Origin of the sequence: Rickettsia argasii T170-B, from assembly GCF_000965185.1 — a bacterium.
Taxonomy (GTDB): domain Bacteria; phylum Pseudomonadota; class Alphaproteobacteria; order Rickettsiales; family Rickettsiaceae; genus Rickettsia; species Rickettsia rickettsii.
Genome location: NZ_LAOQ01000002.1, coordinates 149,451 through 162,157, shown reverse-complemented (window position 1 = coordinate 162,157; position 12,707 = coordinate 149,451). Strand labels below are relative to the sequence as shown.

Here is a 12,707-nt window from a genome sequence, read left to right as displayed (position 1 = left end):
ATAATATAAAAATCTTTGATAAAGTCAATTTATTTTTAGTATTTTCTGTATATCAATTTCTATTTCGTGTTCATTTTTACTTCCATGAACTATATAAAAATTACCACTATTTTTATAATAATCTATTAACGGATATGTTTCTGTTTTATATACTTCAATTCTTTTTTTTATTACTTCTTCATTATCGTCTTTTCTATAATCAAATGTACTTGAACCACAAACATCACATACATTATCAGTTTTAGGCTGCAAGAAGTAACTATTATATATTTTACCGCAATTTTTACAACTATATCTTCCTAAAATTCTTTTAATTAATAATTCATCTGAAACATCAAAATATATTATTTTAATTTTTTCTTTAATAAATGATTCAAAAAATTTTGCTTGCTCTAAATTACGCGGATATCCATCTAATATGTAGCCGTTTTTATATTCAGAGGATAATAAAAAATTTTTGATTACTTGATTCACTATTTCATTAGGGATAAGCTCCCCTTGCTTCACATAATTATTAATTAACTCTGCTTCACTAGTGGATGTTTTAATAATTGTTCTAAATATATCACCGATTGCTATATGTGGTAAATCAATTTTTTTAGCTATCTTTTTTCCTTGTGTGCCCTTTCCCGCTCCTGGAGGACCTAAAAAAATTACTATCACTATTTAAGCTCATTTTGAATTTTTTAATTTTACTTTCTTCATTAAACCTTCATACTTACTACTAAATAAGTAAGTTTGAATCTGAGTCATAGTATCAAGTACCACGTTCACTACAATTAAAAAACTCGTACCTCCTAAAGAAAGAGAGATTACATATTTATTCATTAATAGCTCCGGAATTACACATATTACACTTAAATATATCCCACCTATAACCGTAAGCCTTGTAAGTATATAATCAAAATAATCAGACGTATTTTTTCCTGGTCTTTTACCTGGAATATAAGCACCGTATTTTCTTAAATTATTAGCAGTTTCTTCAGAATTAAATACTATTGCAGTATAAAAAAAACTAAAAAACATAATTAATGCTACATATAATAAAATATATACAGGTTTTCCATGCCCTAAGTAATAAGTAAGCATGCCCATAGTTTCTGAATTACTATTAGAAAAATTAGCAAGCGTAGCAGGAAATAGTAAAATTGAACTAGCAAATATTGGGGGTATTACACCAGAAGTATTTAACTTGAGAGGCATATGGGTTGCTTCGCCTCCATAAATTTTATTTCCTACTTGTCTTTTAGGATACTGCACCAATAATTTTCTTTGGGCTTTTTCAAAAAATATAATTATAGCTATTAATACAACTACTCCAATACAAACAGCTATCGCTATTAAAGGCGATAATGCTCCTTTTCTTGATAATTCAAACACACTAATAATAGCACTAGGTACTCCCGAAATTATACCTATAAATATAATTAAAGACGTACCATTACCTATTCCGCGTTGTGTAATTTGTTCTCCTAACCACATTAATAGCATCGTGCCTACAACTAAAGTAATTACGGTTGTAACTCTAAAGAAAAAACCCGCTAAAATTACTACAGGACCGGTATTGGTTACAATCGACTCTAAACTTATAGCAACTCCATAAGCCTGAAAAGAAGCCAACAGAACCGTTAAATATCTCGATAGCTGATTTACTTTTCTTTTGCCGACTTCCCCTTCTTTTTTTAAATTTTCCAAAGGTTTATATGCAACTGACATTAATTGGATAATAATTGAGGCGGTAATATACGGCATAATTGCTAAAGCAAAAATGGACATTCTACCTAGCGATCCTCCGGATAGCATATTAAACATTCCGAGTATTCCGGATTGATTCTTTGCAGCCACACTACTTAAAGCAATTGAATCTATACCAGGTATAGGTATAAAAGACCCAAATCTACATACTATAAGAATGAGAATAGTAAAAACAATACGACTAACTAAATCATTACCGGATTTTTTAGAAAAATTCTGCCCCATATACTATAATAATTTTCCACCTACTTTCTCGATTAAATCCTTAGCTTTAGAAGAATAGGCATCTAATTTTAATGATAGAGGAGCAGCAAAATCATCACTACAAATAGATAATAATTTCACTAATTTCTTATTATTTTTATTATTCACTACTCTGGCTTCTACCAATTTTTCTTTCGTAATAGTATCATTAGCACTTAAACGCCCATCGGCTAATGCTTCTTCAATATTATAAATATTTATTATATTGTATTTTTTAGTTGAAATACAATTAAAACCTCTTTTAGGTAGTCTTTTGATCATAGGTGTTTGACCACCTTCAAAACCTTTTATTGCAACGCCGGATCTAGATTTTTGACCTTTAATTCCTCTACCACCGGTTTTTCCTTTACCACTACCAATACCGCGTGCTATTCTTTTCTTATTTTTTTTAGCACCTATATTATTATATAATTCATTTAATTTCATTTAAAAACTCTAATTACATATTTTCTATTTTTAACAAATGCTTTACTTTTTTAACCATCCCTTTGATTGAATTAGTATTTGCAAGAATAACGCTCTTATTAATTTTGTTTAAACCAAGCCCAACTAATATCAATCTTTGATCATACTTACGACCTATAGCACTTTGAACTTGAGTAATTTTTATATTATTGATCTTATTATTCATAACTTCACCTTACTTACGCAACATTATTCATTAACTTGAATGTCAGCAGATTTTACAGATATTTCATTTACTTTTTTATCTCTTCTCATAGCAATAGATTTTGGTGATGCAAGTTTATTTAATGCATCAAATGTTGCAGAAATCATTGCGTAAACATTCGTTGAACCTATTGATTTAGCAACAATATCATGAACGCCTAAAGAGTCAAAAATTGCTCTCATAGATCCTCCGGCTATAACGCCTGTACCTGCTTTAGCTCTTCTTAAAATCACTTTAGCAGCTCCACTTTTACCGACAACGTCATGGTGAATAGTCCTATTTTGATATAACGGCACTTTCATCATTCTCTTTTTAGCGGCTTGTTTTGCCTTGCCTCGAGCTTCATTTACTTCTTTAGCTTTTCCGTGTCCCGCTCCGACTCTGCCGGCTTTATCACCGACCACTACATAAGCAGAAAAAGCAAAGCTTCTACCGCCTTTTACTACTTTTGTAACTCTATTTACATCAACTAAAACTTCACTTAAAGTCTCGTCATTTTTTTTAACTTTAGACATTACTACAACCTTATAACCTAAAATTTTATTTTCTCTCTAGCTGCATCAGCTAGAGCTTTTACAACACCGTGATACTTATATCCGCCTCTATCAAACACTACGTCTTTTATCCCTGCAGAATCAGCTTTTTTTGCTATTTCTTCGCCTACTTTTATAGCATTTTCAATATTACAATGAGATTTTTTTAATTTTTTTATTTTCTCATCTAAAGTTGAAGCAGCAGCAATCGTTATAGACTTAGAATCATCAATAATTTGTGCATATATATGTCTACCTGACTTAAATATTGATAATCTAACTCTATTAGATGTTTTAGATATTTTATGTCTTATTCTACTTCTTCTTTTTTCAAATTTTAGCTTAGCACTACGCATATTTAACTCTTAAATTTAATTTTTCTTACCTTCTTTACGCGGTATAAATTGATTTTCAAATTTAATTCCTTTTCCTTTATAAGGCTCAGGTGGTCTCTGTTTTATAATAATTGAAGCAAATTGTCCTAATTTTTCTTTATCTGTTCCCTCAAGAATAATAATGTTTTGCTTAGGCATCTCTATTTTAATACCTGAAGGTATTTCAATTTTTGTATTATGGCTTTTAGCAAGCATTAAATTTAAATATTTACCTTTTACCATCGCCCTGTAACCGACTCCGTTAATTTCGAGTTTAAGCTTAAAACCTTCTTTAACGCCGGTAACCATATTTGATATTATGCTTCTTGCAGTACCCCACATAGCACGTGCATTTTTATTGGCGGCTAAAGGTTTTACTAAAAGCTTATTTTCTGCCAATGAAATTGCTATATTACCTTTAAAAGTTTTTGATAATTCGCCTTTAGGTCCGGATATTTTTACTTCTAAATCATTTAAATCAATTTTTACACCTTCAGGTATAGTAATTGGCAATTTTCCAACACGTGACATTTTTTTACCTTAAAATACTTTACAAATTACTTCGCCGCCGACATTTTTAATATGAGCTTCTCTATCAGACATAACACCGTAAGGAGTAGAAAGAATATATATACCCATATTATTATAATATCCTTTCAAATCTTTAATAGCAGAATATACTCTTTTTCCAGGCTTTGATACTCTATGAATTTCGCATATAGAAGCATCGCCATTAACAGAGTATTTTAAAGCTACCTCAGTATAACTAATATTATTTTTTTGAGTCGTTATATAATCTTTTATATAACCTTCTTTTTGCAAAACATCTAAAATTGAAGTTTTAATTTTAGAACTAGGGAAAGAAACATTTATCAATTTGCTTTTATAAGCATTTCTAATTCTAGTTAACATATCTGCTACATTATCCGTCATTGACATATGATTTACCTATCGACTTTTTACCAACTTGACTTAACTACACCGGGAACTAAGCCTCTGCCTATTAATTCTCTAAGCTTATTCCTCGATATACCAAACTTTCTTGTAACACCTCTTGGCCTACCTGTAAGCTCACATCTATTTCTTATTCTAGTAGATGATGAATTTCTAGGTAATTGTGCAAGTGACATTACCAAAGCAAAACGCTCTTCTAATGAAATATTTTTATCATAAATTTTACTTTTTAGTGCTAAACGTTTATTATGTAAACTTTGTGATTTTTTTTTCCTACTTTCGTTCTTTTTTATAGAACTTACTTTTGCCATTATATATATCCTAAAAATTAATTATAAAAAGGTAAATTAAACCCTAATAACAAAAATTTACTTTCTTGATCTGTTTTAGCAGATGTAACGATTGTAATATCCATACCTCTTATTGTATCGATTTTATCGTAATTAATTTCAGGAAAAACTATCTGCTCTTTTAATCCAAAAGTAAAATTCCCTTTACCATCAAAACTTTTATAAGAAAAACCGCGAAATTCCTTAACACGGGGTAATGCAACAATTACTAACCTCTCTAAAAAATCATACATTCTATCTTTACGTAATGTAACCTTGCAACCTATTTTCATATTTTCGCGTAACTTAAAAGTTGCAATAGATTTTCTTGCTAACGTTACAACCGGCTTCTGACCGGAAATCAAAGTAAGATCATTTACTGCATTATTAATTACTTTGGAATCGGCTGTTGCTTCCCCTACTCCCATATTTATAACAATTTTCTTAATTTGCGGTATTTCGTGTTTATTTTTATAAGAAAAATTTTTTTGTAAGTTTTCAATAATTTTTTGCTGATATAATTCTTTAAATCTTAACATTATTTACCTTCCTTACCAATAATTTCCCCTGATTTCTTTGCTACTCTAACCTTAGAACCGTCTTCTAAGAATTTAAAAGCTACCTTGGTAGGGTTACCGGTTTTTGGATCGATGTGTGCAATATTTGAGATATGTATAGGTAATTCTTTAGTTATTATCCCGCCTTCACTCATTTGATTAGCTTTAGTATGCTTTTTTACTAAATTTACTCCAGAAACAATTACTTTACTGTCCTCCGGGAAAACTTTTAATATTTTACCTTTTTTTCCTTTGTGCTTTCCGGTAATAACAACAACTTCATCACCTTTTTTTACTTTTAATTTAATCATTTATAACACTTCCTCTGCAAGCGACATTATTCTAACATATTTTTTCGCTCTAAGTTCTCTTGTAACAGGACCAAAAACTCTAGTACCGATAGGTTCATCTTGTTTATTCAAAAGCACTAATGAGTTTTTATCAAATTTTATTGTACTACCGTCAGGTCTTACTACTCCAGTCTTTGTACGAACAATCACACCTTTATAAACATCACCCTTTTTAACCTTACCACCGGGTATAGCGTCTTTAACAGATACAACTATAACATCACCCAGCTTTGCCACCATATGGTGAGAGCCACCTAAAACTTTAATACACATAACTTTTTTAGCACCGGAATTATCTGCAACTTCCAAGATGCTCTGCATTTGAATCATAAACTACTTCCAATTTTTTATACACGAGCAATAAAATAAACAATCTACCTTATAAAGTCAAAGATTAAAAAACTTTATTCCCCATTTACCACTACCCATGTTTTGGTTTTTGAGATAGGCCGACTTTCAATTATACTAACTTTATCTCCTTCTTGATATTTATTTTCTGAATCATGAGCAGCATATTTTTTAGATACTTTCACAAATTTTTTATAAATAGGATGCTTAAACTTTCTTTCTACTTTTACTGTAACCGTCTTATCAGCTTTTGAACTTATAACCACGCCTTGTAACACTCTTTTCGGCATTTTAATATTCCTCACTATTAGCTCTTTTTGTTAATTCAGTTTTAATACGTGCTATAGACTTTTTGACTAACGAAAACCTACTAGTATTTTTTAAATCACCTAAAGCTTGTTGAAATCTTAAATTAAACAATTCTTTTTTTAAAAGATTAAGGTTTTTATAAAGCTCTTCTATTGTTTCAGTAGATAACTTACTTCTTAATAATTTTAAATCATTCATAACGTCTCACTATCCTTGTTCTAACAGGTAATTTTACACTTACAAGCTCCAAAGCTCTAAGTGCAACATTTTCTTCTACCCCTTCAATTTCAAACATAATTCTTCCAGGCGAAACTCTAACTGCAAAAAATTCAGGAGAACCTTTACCTTTACCCATTCTTACTTCGGCAGGCTTTTTAGAAACGGGAACATCCGGAAAAATGCGAATCCATAATCTTCCTTGCCTTTTCATACATCTAGTAGCAGCTTTTCTTCCTGCTTCTATTTGTCTTGCAGTAACACGCCAACCATCTATAGATTTTAGACCAAATGATCCAAAAGCAAGCGTCGTACCTGCTTTTGCTTTTGAAGCAACCCTACCCTTATGAGCTTTTCTAAATTTTTGTTTTTTCGGAGCTAACATTTTAATACTTAAAATTAATTATATCTTTTATTTTCTGTATATTCACCTTTATAAATCCACACTTTAACCCCTATAACTCCATAAGTAGTTATAACCTCAGCTGTTGAATAATCAATATCAGCTCTTAAAGTATGTAACGGCATTCTTCCTTCTATATACCATTCGGTTCTAGCAATTTCAGCACCTCCAAGTCGTCCTGAACAACTAACCCTGATACCTTGTCCACCTTGTTTAAATGAAGCCTGAATTGCTGTTTTCATGGCTTTTCTAAAAGAAACTCTTTTTTCAAGCTGTAGTGCTATAGTTTGAGCTACTATAGCAGCATCTATATTAAATTTTCTAACTTCGTGAATATTTATATAAACTTCTTTTAAAGAAGTCATTTTCTCGATAGCTTTTTTTAGCTTATCAATTTCACTACCGTTTCTACCGATAATGATATTTGGTTTTTTGGCATTAATATTAATTATAATACTTTTATTAGAAGGACGTTCAATTAAAACTCTGCTAATTTGAGCTTGATTAAACCCCTTATTTATTAAATCCCTAATTTTTAAATCTTGTATAAAAAGAGTTTTATAATGTTTTTCTGCATATAATACGGAATCCCAACCTTTAATTAAAGTCGGTCCAACTCTAAAACCATGTGCACAAACTTTCTGCCCCATTTTAATTATCCTCTTTTTCTGTAACAGTTATATAAAGATTACTAAAAAACTTATTTATTCTAGTTGCTCTTCCTTTTGCTCTTGGCATAACTCTTTTCATTACTAAAGCCTTACCTACAGTCGCTTTAGTAATAACCAATCTATCTATATCTAGACCTAAATTATTTTCAGCATTTGCAACAGCAGAGTGTAAACAATCTTTTACAACTTTTGCAATTCTTTTAGGAGAAAAAGTTAATTGTACCAATGCTTCAGATACTTTCATATTTCTATAAAGGCTGCAACTAAATTGAGCTTCCTTGAACTTACTCTAATAGATTTAGCTTGTGCCGTAGCAAAATTTTTATTTTCCTGTACCATATAAATCTTTATTTTCTTTTGACTTTTTTATCTGCTCCATGACCGTGAAATGTTCTAGTAGGAGCAAACTCACCTAATTTTCTTCCAACCATTTCTTCATTTACAGAAACCGGAATAAATTTATTTCCATTATGAACAGAAAAGGTAAACCCTACAAAAATAGGTAAAATCGTTGATCTTCTAGACCAAGTTTTAATCATTTCAGATTTACCTGATTCCATTAATTTTTGAACTTTCTTTATTAAATAACCGTCTACAAAAGGCCCTTTCCATATTGAACGTGCCATACTAATACCTAATTAATTTAAAATCTATTTTCTTTTCTTTACGATAAATTTTGAAGTACGTTTATTTTTACGTGTCTTCTTACCCTTTGTTGGAAATCCCCAAGGAGTAACAGGATGGCGACCTCCTGAAGTTTTACCTTCACCACCGCCATGAGGGTGATCTACAGGATTCATTGCTACACCTCTAACATGCGGTCTCCAACCTAGCCATCTATTTCTACCTGCTTTGCCTAAATTAATATTTTTTTGATCCGGGTTAGATATACTACCTATAGTAGCTTTACAATCTAAAGGTACTAACCTAAATTCACCTGATCTTAATTTAATCTGAGCATATCCTGAATCTTTACCCACTAGATCTACTGAAGTACCTGCAGACCTTGCAATTTGACCGCCCTTACCAACTTTCATTTCAACATTATGTAAAGTAGTACCGATAGGAATGCATTTTAAAGGTAAACAATTCCCTATTTTTATATCAGCATCTTGACTTGATATTACTCTATCACCTACAGATAATTTTTGCGGTGCTAGAATATAAGAATATTCCCCATCTTCATATTTTATTAAAGCAATAAAAGCAGTTCTATTAGGGTCATACTCTATTCTTTCAACAATAGCAGAAATATCGATTTTATTTCTTTTAAAATCAATAATACGATATAATTTTTTGTGTCCTCCACCTCTGTGCCAAGAAGTAATTCTACCTTGATTATTTCGCCCACCGGTTTTAGATATACCTTTGGTTAAAGATTTTAAAGGTCTGCCTTTCCATAAACTAGTTTTATCAACTTGAACTAATTCTCTAAGAGAAGGAGTAATTGGATTAAAGTTTTTTAAAGCCATTTATTTAATTCCTCCGGCAAAATCGATATTATGGTCTTTTTCTAATGTAACAATAGCTTTCTTTCTATTGATTTGAGTCCCTATAATGCCTTTAAATCTTTTCTTCTTACCTTTAACGTTTAAAATATTCACTTTTTTTACTTTTACTTTAAATATTTCTTCTATAGCCTTTTTAAGGGTAAGTTTTTCAGCAAATTTATCTACATAAAAGGCGTATTTATTTTGTTCCGAAAGGGTTGTAGTTTTTTCTGTAATAATAGGTTTTCTAATTAAATCGTAGTATTTATAAGAACTCATCTTAACCTCTCTTCTAAAACGCTCACTGCTTCTTGTGATAATAGGACATATTCATGTCGTATTATATCATAAACATTGGCTCCTATTTGTGGAACAATCACAGTATTATAAATATTTTTTGCAGCTAAAGAAAAATTAACATCTACTTCATTTCCGTCTATTACAAAGAAACTTTTCCCTTGAAATTTGTTTAATATATTTACAAGAGCAGAAGTTTTAGGCTTATCTAACTTTAAAGAATCTATTACTAATAATTTTCCTTCAGCACATTTCTCGGATAAAGCATGAATTAAACCAAGTTTTCGTACTTTTTTAGGTAATTTCGTTGCATGACTACGTACTCTAGGTCCATGAGCTACACCACCACCACGCATCTGTACCGATCTAAGGGAGCCTTGTCTTGCATTACCTGTACCTTTTTGCTTAAAAGGTTTTTTTGTGGTTCCTAATACTTCTGATACTGTTTTAGTTTTGTGGTTACCAGACATTGCCTTAGCTCTCTGCCAATCAATAACCTGCTTTATTATATCATCTCTGATAAATTCAACAGCAAATATATCTTCATTTAAGCTAATCTCACCAACTTCTTCATTAGCAAGACTTAATATTTTAGTTTTCATCTTTAATTTAACCTTATACAGTCTTATATAAAACTTTTATATAAATAATATTGCATGGCGTTTTGTTAATTTGATAATCTTTAACCTCAACAAACATGTCTAAATATCTATTATACAGTTATTGAAATCTTTTTTATTGCATCTTTTACTGAAAGATACGAATTTTTGTGACCGGGTATACTACCCTGAATCATAATAAGCTTACGCTCTTTATCAACGGCAAATATTTTCAAATTTTGAATAGTAACTTGGTTACATCCCATATGACCAGCCATTTTTTTGCCTTTGAAAACCTTTCCTGGATCTTGTCTTTGTCCTGTAGAACCATGCGAACGATGGGATATCGAAACACCGTGAGAAGCTTCAAGACCTCTAAAATTATGTCTTTTCATACTACCGGCAAATCCTTTACCTATAGTAGTTGCCGTTATATCCACAAATTGTCCTGCCGTAAAATGGTCTACTTCTAGACTTGCTGCTATATCAATAAAATTCTCTTCAGAAATTCTAAATTCTTTTAATTTAGTTTTAGGAGATATTTTAGCATTAGCAAAAACTTGTCTCATAGGTTTGGTTACTCTAGATATTTTTTTATCTTTTATACCTATAACCAAAGCATTATATCCATGTTTTTCTAGAGTTTTATGTCCTACTACTTGACAATCATCAACTTTTACTAATGTTAAAGAAATTCTTTCGCCTTTATCATTAAAAACACTAGTCATCCCAATTTTTTGAGCAATTATACCGGTTCTCATTTATTCCCCACTCTCTAATTCAATCACTACATCAACACCTGCTGCTAAATCAACTTTACTTAAAGCATCGACAACCGCTGGATTCGGATCACCTATAACTAATAATCTTTTATGCTTTCTAATTTCAAATTGCTCTCTTGACTTCTTATGTACATGAGGAGACCTATTTACGGTAAATCTTCCAATTTTTTTAGGTAAAGGAATAGGACCATTAATGTTAGCAAACGTTCTTTTAACAGCACTAACTATCTCTTTTGTAGCTTGATCAAGACTACGGTGATCAAATGATTTTAAACGAATTTTGATTTTATTTTTCATTCAGTAAACCTAATATTTAAACAGCAAGATGTTTTTTTAGACATCTTTCCAAACTTTACTTCTAGAGGTAACTTGTACGTCGATCCGGCACTCGAATCCTCACGTCCGTTATATACGCTGCGGTTCTGCGTTCCGTACCTCCTTCAAATTCTTCTCTATAAGCCAGTTCGGGAAAATGTCTATTACCTCTTAAAATATAAATACCTATTATTAAAAAATAATAGGTATTTATAAAATCAATTAATTATTTATTTTAGTTACTACGCCGGCACCCACTGTTCTACCACCTTCACGTATAGAGAATTTCAACCCTTCCTGCATCGCAATCGGTTTAATTAATTCCACTGTAAAAGTAGCATTATCTCCAGGCATAACCATCTGCTTATCAGCAGGCAATTTTATTGTACCGGTAACATCTGTTGTTCTAAAATAGAACTGCGGACGATAGTCATTAGTAAATGGGGTATGACGTCCACCTTCTTCTTTACTAAGCACATATACTTCAGCTTCAAACTTATCATGCGGTTTTATGCTACCAGGTTTTGCGAGAACTTGTCCTCTTTCAACTTCTTCTCTTTTTGTACCGCGTAGTAATATACCGACATTATCTCCAGCTTGTCCTTCATCAAGTAATTTTCTGAACATTTCTACACCGGTACAGGTAGTTTTTTGCGTATCTTTTAGACCGACTATTTCAATTTCTTCACCTACCTTAATTATTCCTGACTCTACTCTACCAGTTACAACAGTACCTCGTCCTGAAATAGAGAATACATCTTCTATCGGCATTAAGAAAGGTTTATCCGTAGCTCTTACAGGCTGCGGTATATAGCTATCTACTGCATCCATTAGCTCATTAATAGCTTTTTCACCTTCAGGCTTTCCTTCTAAAGCTTGAAGTGCAGAACCTTTAATAATAGGTATTTCATCACCCGGGAAACCATATTTTGATAATAATTCCCTTACTTCCATCTCTACTAGTTCTAATAGATCAGGATCATCCACCATATCTATTTTATTTAAGAATACTACCATAGCAGGCACACCTACCTGTTTTGCTAGTAATATATGCTCTCTAGTTTGCGGCATAGGACCATCAGCAGCAGAAACTACTAATATTGCACCGTCCATCTGAGCGGCACCGGTTATCATGTTCTTTACATAGTCAGCGTGTCCCGGACAATCTACGTGTGCATAGTGTCTATTTTTAGTCTCATATTCTACGTGTGCAGTGGAAATAGTTATACCTCTTTCTTTTTCTTCAGGAGCAGCATCAATTTGATCATACGCTGTAGCTTGTGCTCCACCTGTCTTAGCAAGTACTATAGTTATTGCTGCCGTTAAGGAAGTTTTACCGTGATCTACGTGACCGATCGTACCTATATTAACGTGCGGTTTAGTTCGTTCAAATTTTGCTTTTGCCATATTATTACTCTCTACAATTTTTTAGGTTTAATACAAGTTATTTTTTTATAAGTGCATTTTTTTTGCTAAATTTATTTGTTACCA

At 31.6% G+C, this 12,707-nt stretch carries 23 protein-coding genes and 2 pseudogenes; all 25 read right to left on the bottom strand.

The genetic code is table 11. From position 1 onward, the window contains the following. Nucleotides 1–24: 24 nt before the first annotated feature. The 25 genes and pseudogenes from RAT170B_RS03280 to tuf all read right to left on the bottom strand — a co-directional run bounded on the left by RAT170B_RS03280 (nt 25) and on the right by tuf (nt 12,623). Entirely contained in the window at nt 25–663 is a 639-nt protein-coding gene (locus tag RAT170B_RS03280; RefSeq protein ID WP_014014621.1) for an adenylate kinase, read from the bottom strand. A 9-nt stretch (nt 664–672) separates the two neighbouring features. Then, nucleotides 673–1,980: a preprotein translocase subunit SecY gene (gene secY / locus RAT170B_RS03275; RefSeq protein ID WP_014120989.1), complete on the bottom strand. Its 1,308-nt coding sequence runs from the start codon at nt 1,978–1,980 to the stop codon at nt 673–675. Between the two features lie 3 nt (nt 1,981–1,983). Continuing rightward, a complete protein-coding gene (rplO, locus tag RAT170B_RS03270) occupies nt 1,984–2,445 on the bottom strand; it encodes a 50S ribosomal protein L15 (RefSeq protein WP_014014623.1) in 462 nt (153 codons plus the stop codon). 13 nt (nt 2,446–2,458) lie between these two features. Beyond that, entirely contained in the window at nt 2,459–2,650 is a 192-nt protein-coding gene (gene rpmD, locus RAT170B_RS03265) for a 50S ribosomal protein L30 (RefSeq protein ID WP_014014624.1), read from the bottom strand. 23 nt (nt 2,651–2,673) lie between these two features. Then, complete coding sequence (gene rpsE / locus RAT170B_RS03260) at nt 2,674–3,204, bottom strand: 30S ribosomal protein S5 (protein WP_014014625.1); 531 nt, start codon at nt 3,202–3,204, stop codon at nt 2,674–2,676. 17 nt (nt 3,205–3,221) lie between these two features. Then, nucleotides 3,222–3,578 (bottom strand): 50S ribosomal protein L18, encoded by a 357-nt coding sequence (gene rplR / locus RAT170B_RS03255; protein WP_004997824.1) that lies wholly within the window; start codon nt 3,576–3,578, stop codon nt 3,222–3,224. Nucleotides 3,579–3,593: 15 nt separating this feature from the next. After that, nucleotides 3,594–4,127 (bottom strand): 50S ribosomal protein L6, encoded by a 534-nt coding sequence (gene rplF, locus RAT170B_RS03250; protein ID WP_014014627.1) that lies wholly within the window; start codon nt 4,125–4,127, stop codon nt 3,594–3,596. A 9-nt stretch (nt 4,128–4,136) separates the two neighbouring features. Further along, nucleotides 4,137–4,535 carry a 30S ribosomal protein S8 gene (gene rpsH / locus RAT170B_RS03245; RefSeq protein ID WP_010977581.1) on the bottom strand — a complete coding sequence of 133 codons (399 nt, stop codon included), beginning with the start codon at nt 4,533–4,535 and terminating at the stop codon, nt 4,137–4,139. Nucleotides 4,536–4,555: 20 nt separating this feature from the next. Next, complete coding sequence (gene rpsN, locus RAT170B_RS03240) at nt 4,556–4,861, bottom strand: 30S ribosomal protein S14 (RefSeq protein ID WP_014014628.1); 306 nt, start codon at nt 4,859–4,861, stop codon at nt 4,556–4,558. Nucleotides 4,862–4,878: 17 nt separating this feature from the next. Continuing rightward, complete coding sequence (rplE, locus tag RAT170B_RS03235) at nt 4,879–5,418, bottom strand: 50S ribosomal protein L5 (protein ID WP_052691972.1); 540 nt, start codon at nt 5,416–5,418, stop codon at nt 4,879–4,881. Next, nucleotides 5,418–5,747, bottom strand: coding sequence for a 50S ribosomal protein L24 (gene rplX, locus RAT170B_RS03230; protein WP_014014629.1), 330 nt, complete (start codon nt 5,745–5,747; stop codon nt 5,418–5,420). The genes rplE and rplX overlap by 1 nt, the downstream gene beginning before the upstream one ends. After that, entirely contained in the window at nt 5,748–6,116 is a 369-nt protein-coding gene (gene rplN, locus RAT170B_RS03225) for a 50S ribosomal protein L14 (protein ID WP_045805599.1), read from the bottom strand. Between the two features lie 74 nt (nt 6,117–6,190). Further along, entirely contained in the window at nt 6,191–6,424 is a 234-nt protein-coding gene (gene rpsQ / locus RAT170B_RS03220) for a 30S ribosomal protein S17 (protein WP_004997812.1), read from the bottom strand. A gap of 1 nt (nt 6,425) precedes the next feature. Further along, nucleotides 6,426–6,641 (bottom strand): 50S ribosomal protein L29, encoded by a 216-nt coding sequence (gene rpmC / locus RAT170B_RS03215; protein WP_004997809.1) that lies wholly within the window; start codon nt 6,639–6,641, stop codon nt 6,426–6,428. Further along, nucleotides 6,634–7,044: a 50S ribosomal protein L16 gene (gene rplP, locus RAT170B_RS03210; protein WP_045805598.1), complete on the bottom strand. Its 411-nt coding sequence runs from the start codon at nt 7,042–7,044 to the stop codon at nt 6,634–6,636. Before rplP ends, rpmC begins: the two co-directional genes overlap by 8 nt. Nucleotides 7,045–7,058: 14 nt before the next feature. Then, complete coding sequence (rpsC, locus tag RAT170B_RS03205) at nt 7,059–7,712, bottom strand: 30S ribosomal protein S3 (protein WP_045805597.1); 654 nt, start codon at nt 7,710–7,712, stop codon at nt 7,059–7,061. A 1-nt stretch (nt 7,713) separates the two neighbouring features. Continuing rightward, nucleotides 7,714–8,072, bottom strand: a pseudogene (gene rplV / locus RAT170B_RS03200) (50S ribosomal protein L22). Between the two features lie 8 nt (nt 8,073–8,080). Continuing rightward, a complete protein-coding gene (gene rpsS / locus RAT170B_RS03195; protein ID WP_008580964.1) occupies nt 8,081–8,359 on the bottom strand; it encodes a 30S ribosomal protein S19 in 279 nt (92 codons plus the stop codon). Between the two features lie 24 nt (nt 8,360–8,383). Then, a complete protein-coding gene (gene rplB, locus RAT170B_RS03190) occupies nt 8,384–9,205 on the bottom strand; it encodes a 50S ribosomal protein L2 (protein WP_004997791.1) in 822 nt (273 codons plus the stop codon). Beyond that, nucleotides 9,206–9,502 carry a 50S ribosomal protein L23 gene (gene rplW, locus RAT170B_RS03185; protein WP_014120997.1) on the bottom strand — a complete coding sequence of 99 codons (297 nt, stop codon included), beginning with the start codon at nt 9,500–9,502 and terminating at the stop codon, nt 9,206–9,208. Further along, the gene (gene rplD, locus RAT170B_RS03180) at nt 9,499–10,122 is read right to left on the bottom strand and encodes a 50S ribosomal protein L4 (RefSeq protein WP_014014636.1); all 624 of its coding nucleotides are present in this window, start codon (nt 10,120–10,122) and stop codon (nt 9,499–9,501) included. The genes rplW and rplD overlap by 4 nt, the downstream gene beginning before the upstream one ends. 110 nt (nt 10,123–10,232) lie before the next feature. Further along, nucleotides 10,233–10,880 carry a 50S ribosomal protein L3 gene (gene rplC, locus RAT170B_RS03175; RefSeq protein WP_014014637.1) on the bottom strand — a complete coding sequence of 216 codons (648 nt, stop codon included), beginning with the start codon at nt 10,878–10,880 and terminating at the stop codon, nt 10,233–10,235. Then, entirely contained in the window at nt 10,881–11,198 is a 318-nt protein-coding gene (gene rpsJ / locus RAT170B_RS03170) for a 30S ribosomal protein S10 (protein WP_010977588.1), read from the bottom strand. Then, nucleotides 11,195–11,382, bottom strand: a pseudogene (locus RAT170B_RS08535) (palindromic element RPE1 domain-containing protein); the annotation flags it as partial. The pseudogene RAT170B_RS08535 and the gene rpsJ, both read right to left, overlap by 4 nt. Before the next feature lie 56 nt (nt 11,383–11,438). Next, nucleotides 11,439–12,623 carry an elongation factor Tu gene (gene tuf, locus RAT170B_RS03165; protein WP_004997779.1) on the bottom strand — a complete coding sequence of 395 codons (1,185 nt, stop codon included), beginning with the start codon at nt 12,621–12,623 and terminating at the stop codon, nt 11,439–11,441. Nucleotides 12,624–12,707 lie beyond the last annotated feature (84 nt).

Excerpts from the sequence above, each read along its gene's own strand:
- secY (WP_014120989.1), bottom strand. The coding sequence starts at position 1,980 with ATGGGGCAGAATTTTTCTAAAAAATCCGGTAATGATTTAGTTAGTCGT.
- rplO (WP_014014623.1), bottom strand. The coding sequence starts at position 2,445 with ATGAAATTAAATGAATTATATAATAATATAGGTGCTAAAAAAAATAAG.
- rplF (WP_014014627.1), bottom strand. The coding sequence starts at position 4,127 with ATGTCACGTGTTGGAAAATTGCCAATTACTATACCTGAAGGTGTAAAA.
- rplC (WP_014014637.1), bottom strand. The coding sequence starts at position 10,880 with ATGAGAACCGGTATAATTGCTCAAAAAATTGGGATGACTAGTGTTTTT.
- rpsQ (WP_004997812.1), bottom strand. The coding sequence starts at position 6,424 with ATGCCGAAAAGAGTGTTACAAGGCGTGGTTATAAGTTCAAAAGCTGAT.
- tuf (WP_004997779.1), bottom strand. The coding sequence starts at position 12,623 with ATGGCAAAAGCAAAATTTGAACGAACTAAACCGCACGTTAATATAGGT.
- rplD (WP_014014636.1), bottom strand. The coding sequence starts at position 10,122 with ATGAAAACTAAAATATTAAGTCTTGCTAATGAAGAAGTTGGTGAGATT.
- rplP (WP_045805598.1), bottom strand. The coding sequence starts at position 7,044 with ATGTTAGCTCCGAAAAAACAAAAATTTAGAAAAGCTCATAAGGGTAGG.
- rplR (WP_004997824.1), bottom strand. The coding sequence starts at position 3,578 with ATGCGTAGTGCTAAGCTAAAATTTGAAAAAAGAAGAAGTAGAATAAGA.
- rplB (WP_004997791.1), bottom strand. The coding sequence starts at position 9,205 with ATGGCTTTAAAAAACTTTAATCCAATTACTCCTTCTCTTAGAGAATTA.
- rpsJ (WP_010977588.1), bottom strand. The coding sequence starts at position 11,198 with ATGAAAAATAAAATCAAAATTCGTTTAAAATCATTTGATCACCGTAGT.
- rpsS (WP_008580964.1), bottom strand. The coding sequence starts at position 8,359 with ATGGCACGTTCAATATGGAAAGGGCCTTTTGTAGACGGTTATTTAATA.
- rplW (WP_014120997.1), bottom strand. The coding sequence starts at position 9,502 with ATGAGTTCTTATAAATACTACGATTTAATTAGAAAACCTATTATTACA.
- rpsE (WP_014014625.1), bottom strand. The coding sequence starts at position 3,204 with ATGTCTAAAGTTAAAAAAAATGACGAGACTTTAAGTGAAGTTTTAGTT.
- rplN (WP_045805599.1), bottom strand. The coding sequence starts at position 6,116 with ATGATTCAAATGCAGAGCATCTTGGAAGTTGCAGATAATTCCGGTGCT.
- rpsH (WP_010977581.1), bottom strand. The coding sequence starts at position 4,535 with ATGTCAATGACGGATAATGTAGCAGATATGTTAACTAGAATTAGAAAT.
- rpsN (WP_014014628.1), bottom strand. The coding sequence starts at position 4,861 with ATGGCAAAAGTAAGTTCTATAAAAAAGAACGAAAGTAGGAAAAAAAAA.
- rplE (WP_052691972.1), bottom strand. The coding sequence starts at position 5,418 with ATGTTAAGATTTAAAGAATTATATCAGCAAAAAATTATTGAAAACTTA.
- rpmC (WP_004997809.1), bottom strand. The coding sequence starts at position 6,641 with ATGAATGATTTAAAATTATTAAGAAGTAAGTTATCTACTGAAACAATA.
- rplX (WP_014014629.1), bottom strand. The coding sequence starts at position 5,747 with ATGATTAAATTAAAAGTAAAAAAAGGTGATGAAGTTGTTGTTATTACC.
- rpsC (WP_045805597.1), bottom strand. The coding sequence starts at position 7,712 with ATGGGGCAGAAAGTTTGTGCACATGGTTTTAGAGTTGGACCGACTTTA.
- rpmD (WP_014014624.1), bottom strand. The coding sequence starts at position 2,650 with ATGAATAATAAGATCAATAATATAAAAATTACTCAAGTTCAAAGTGCT.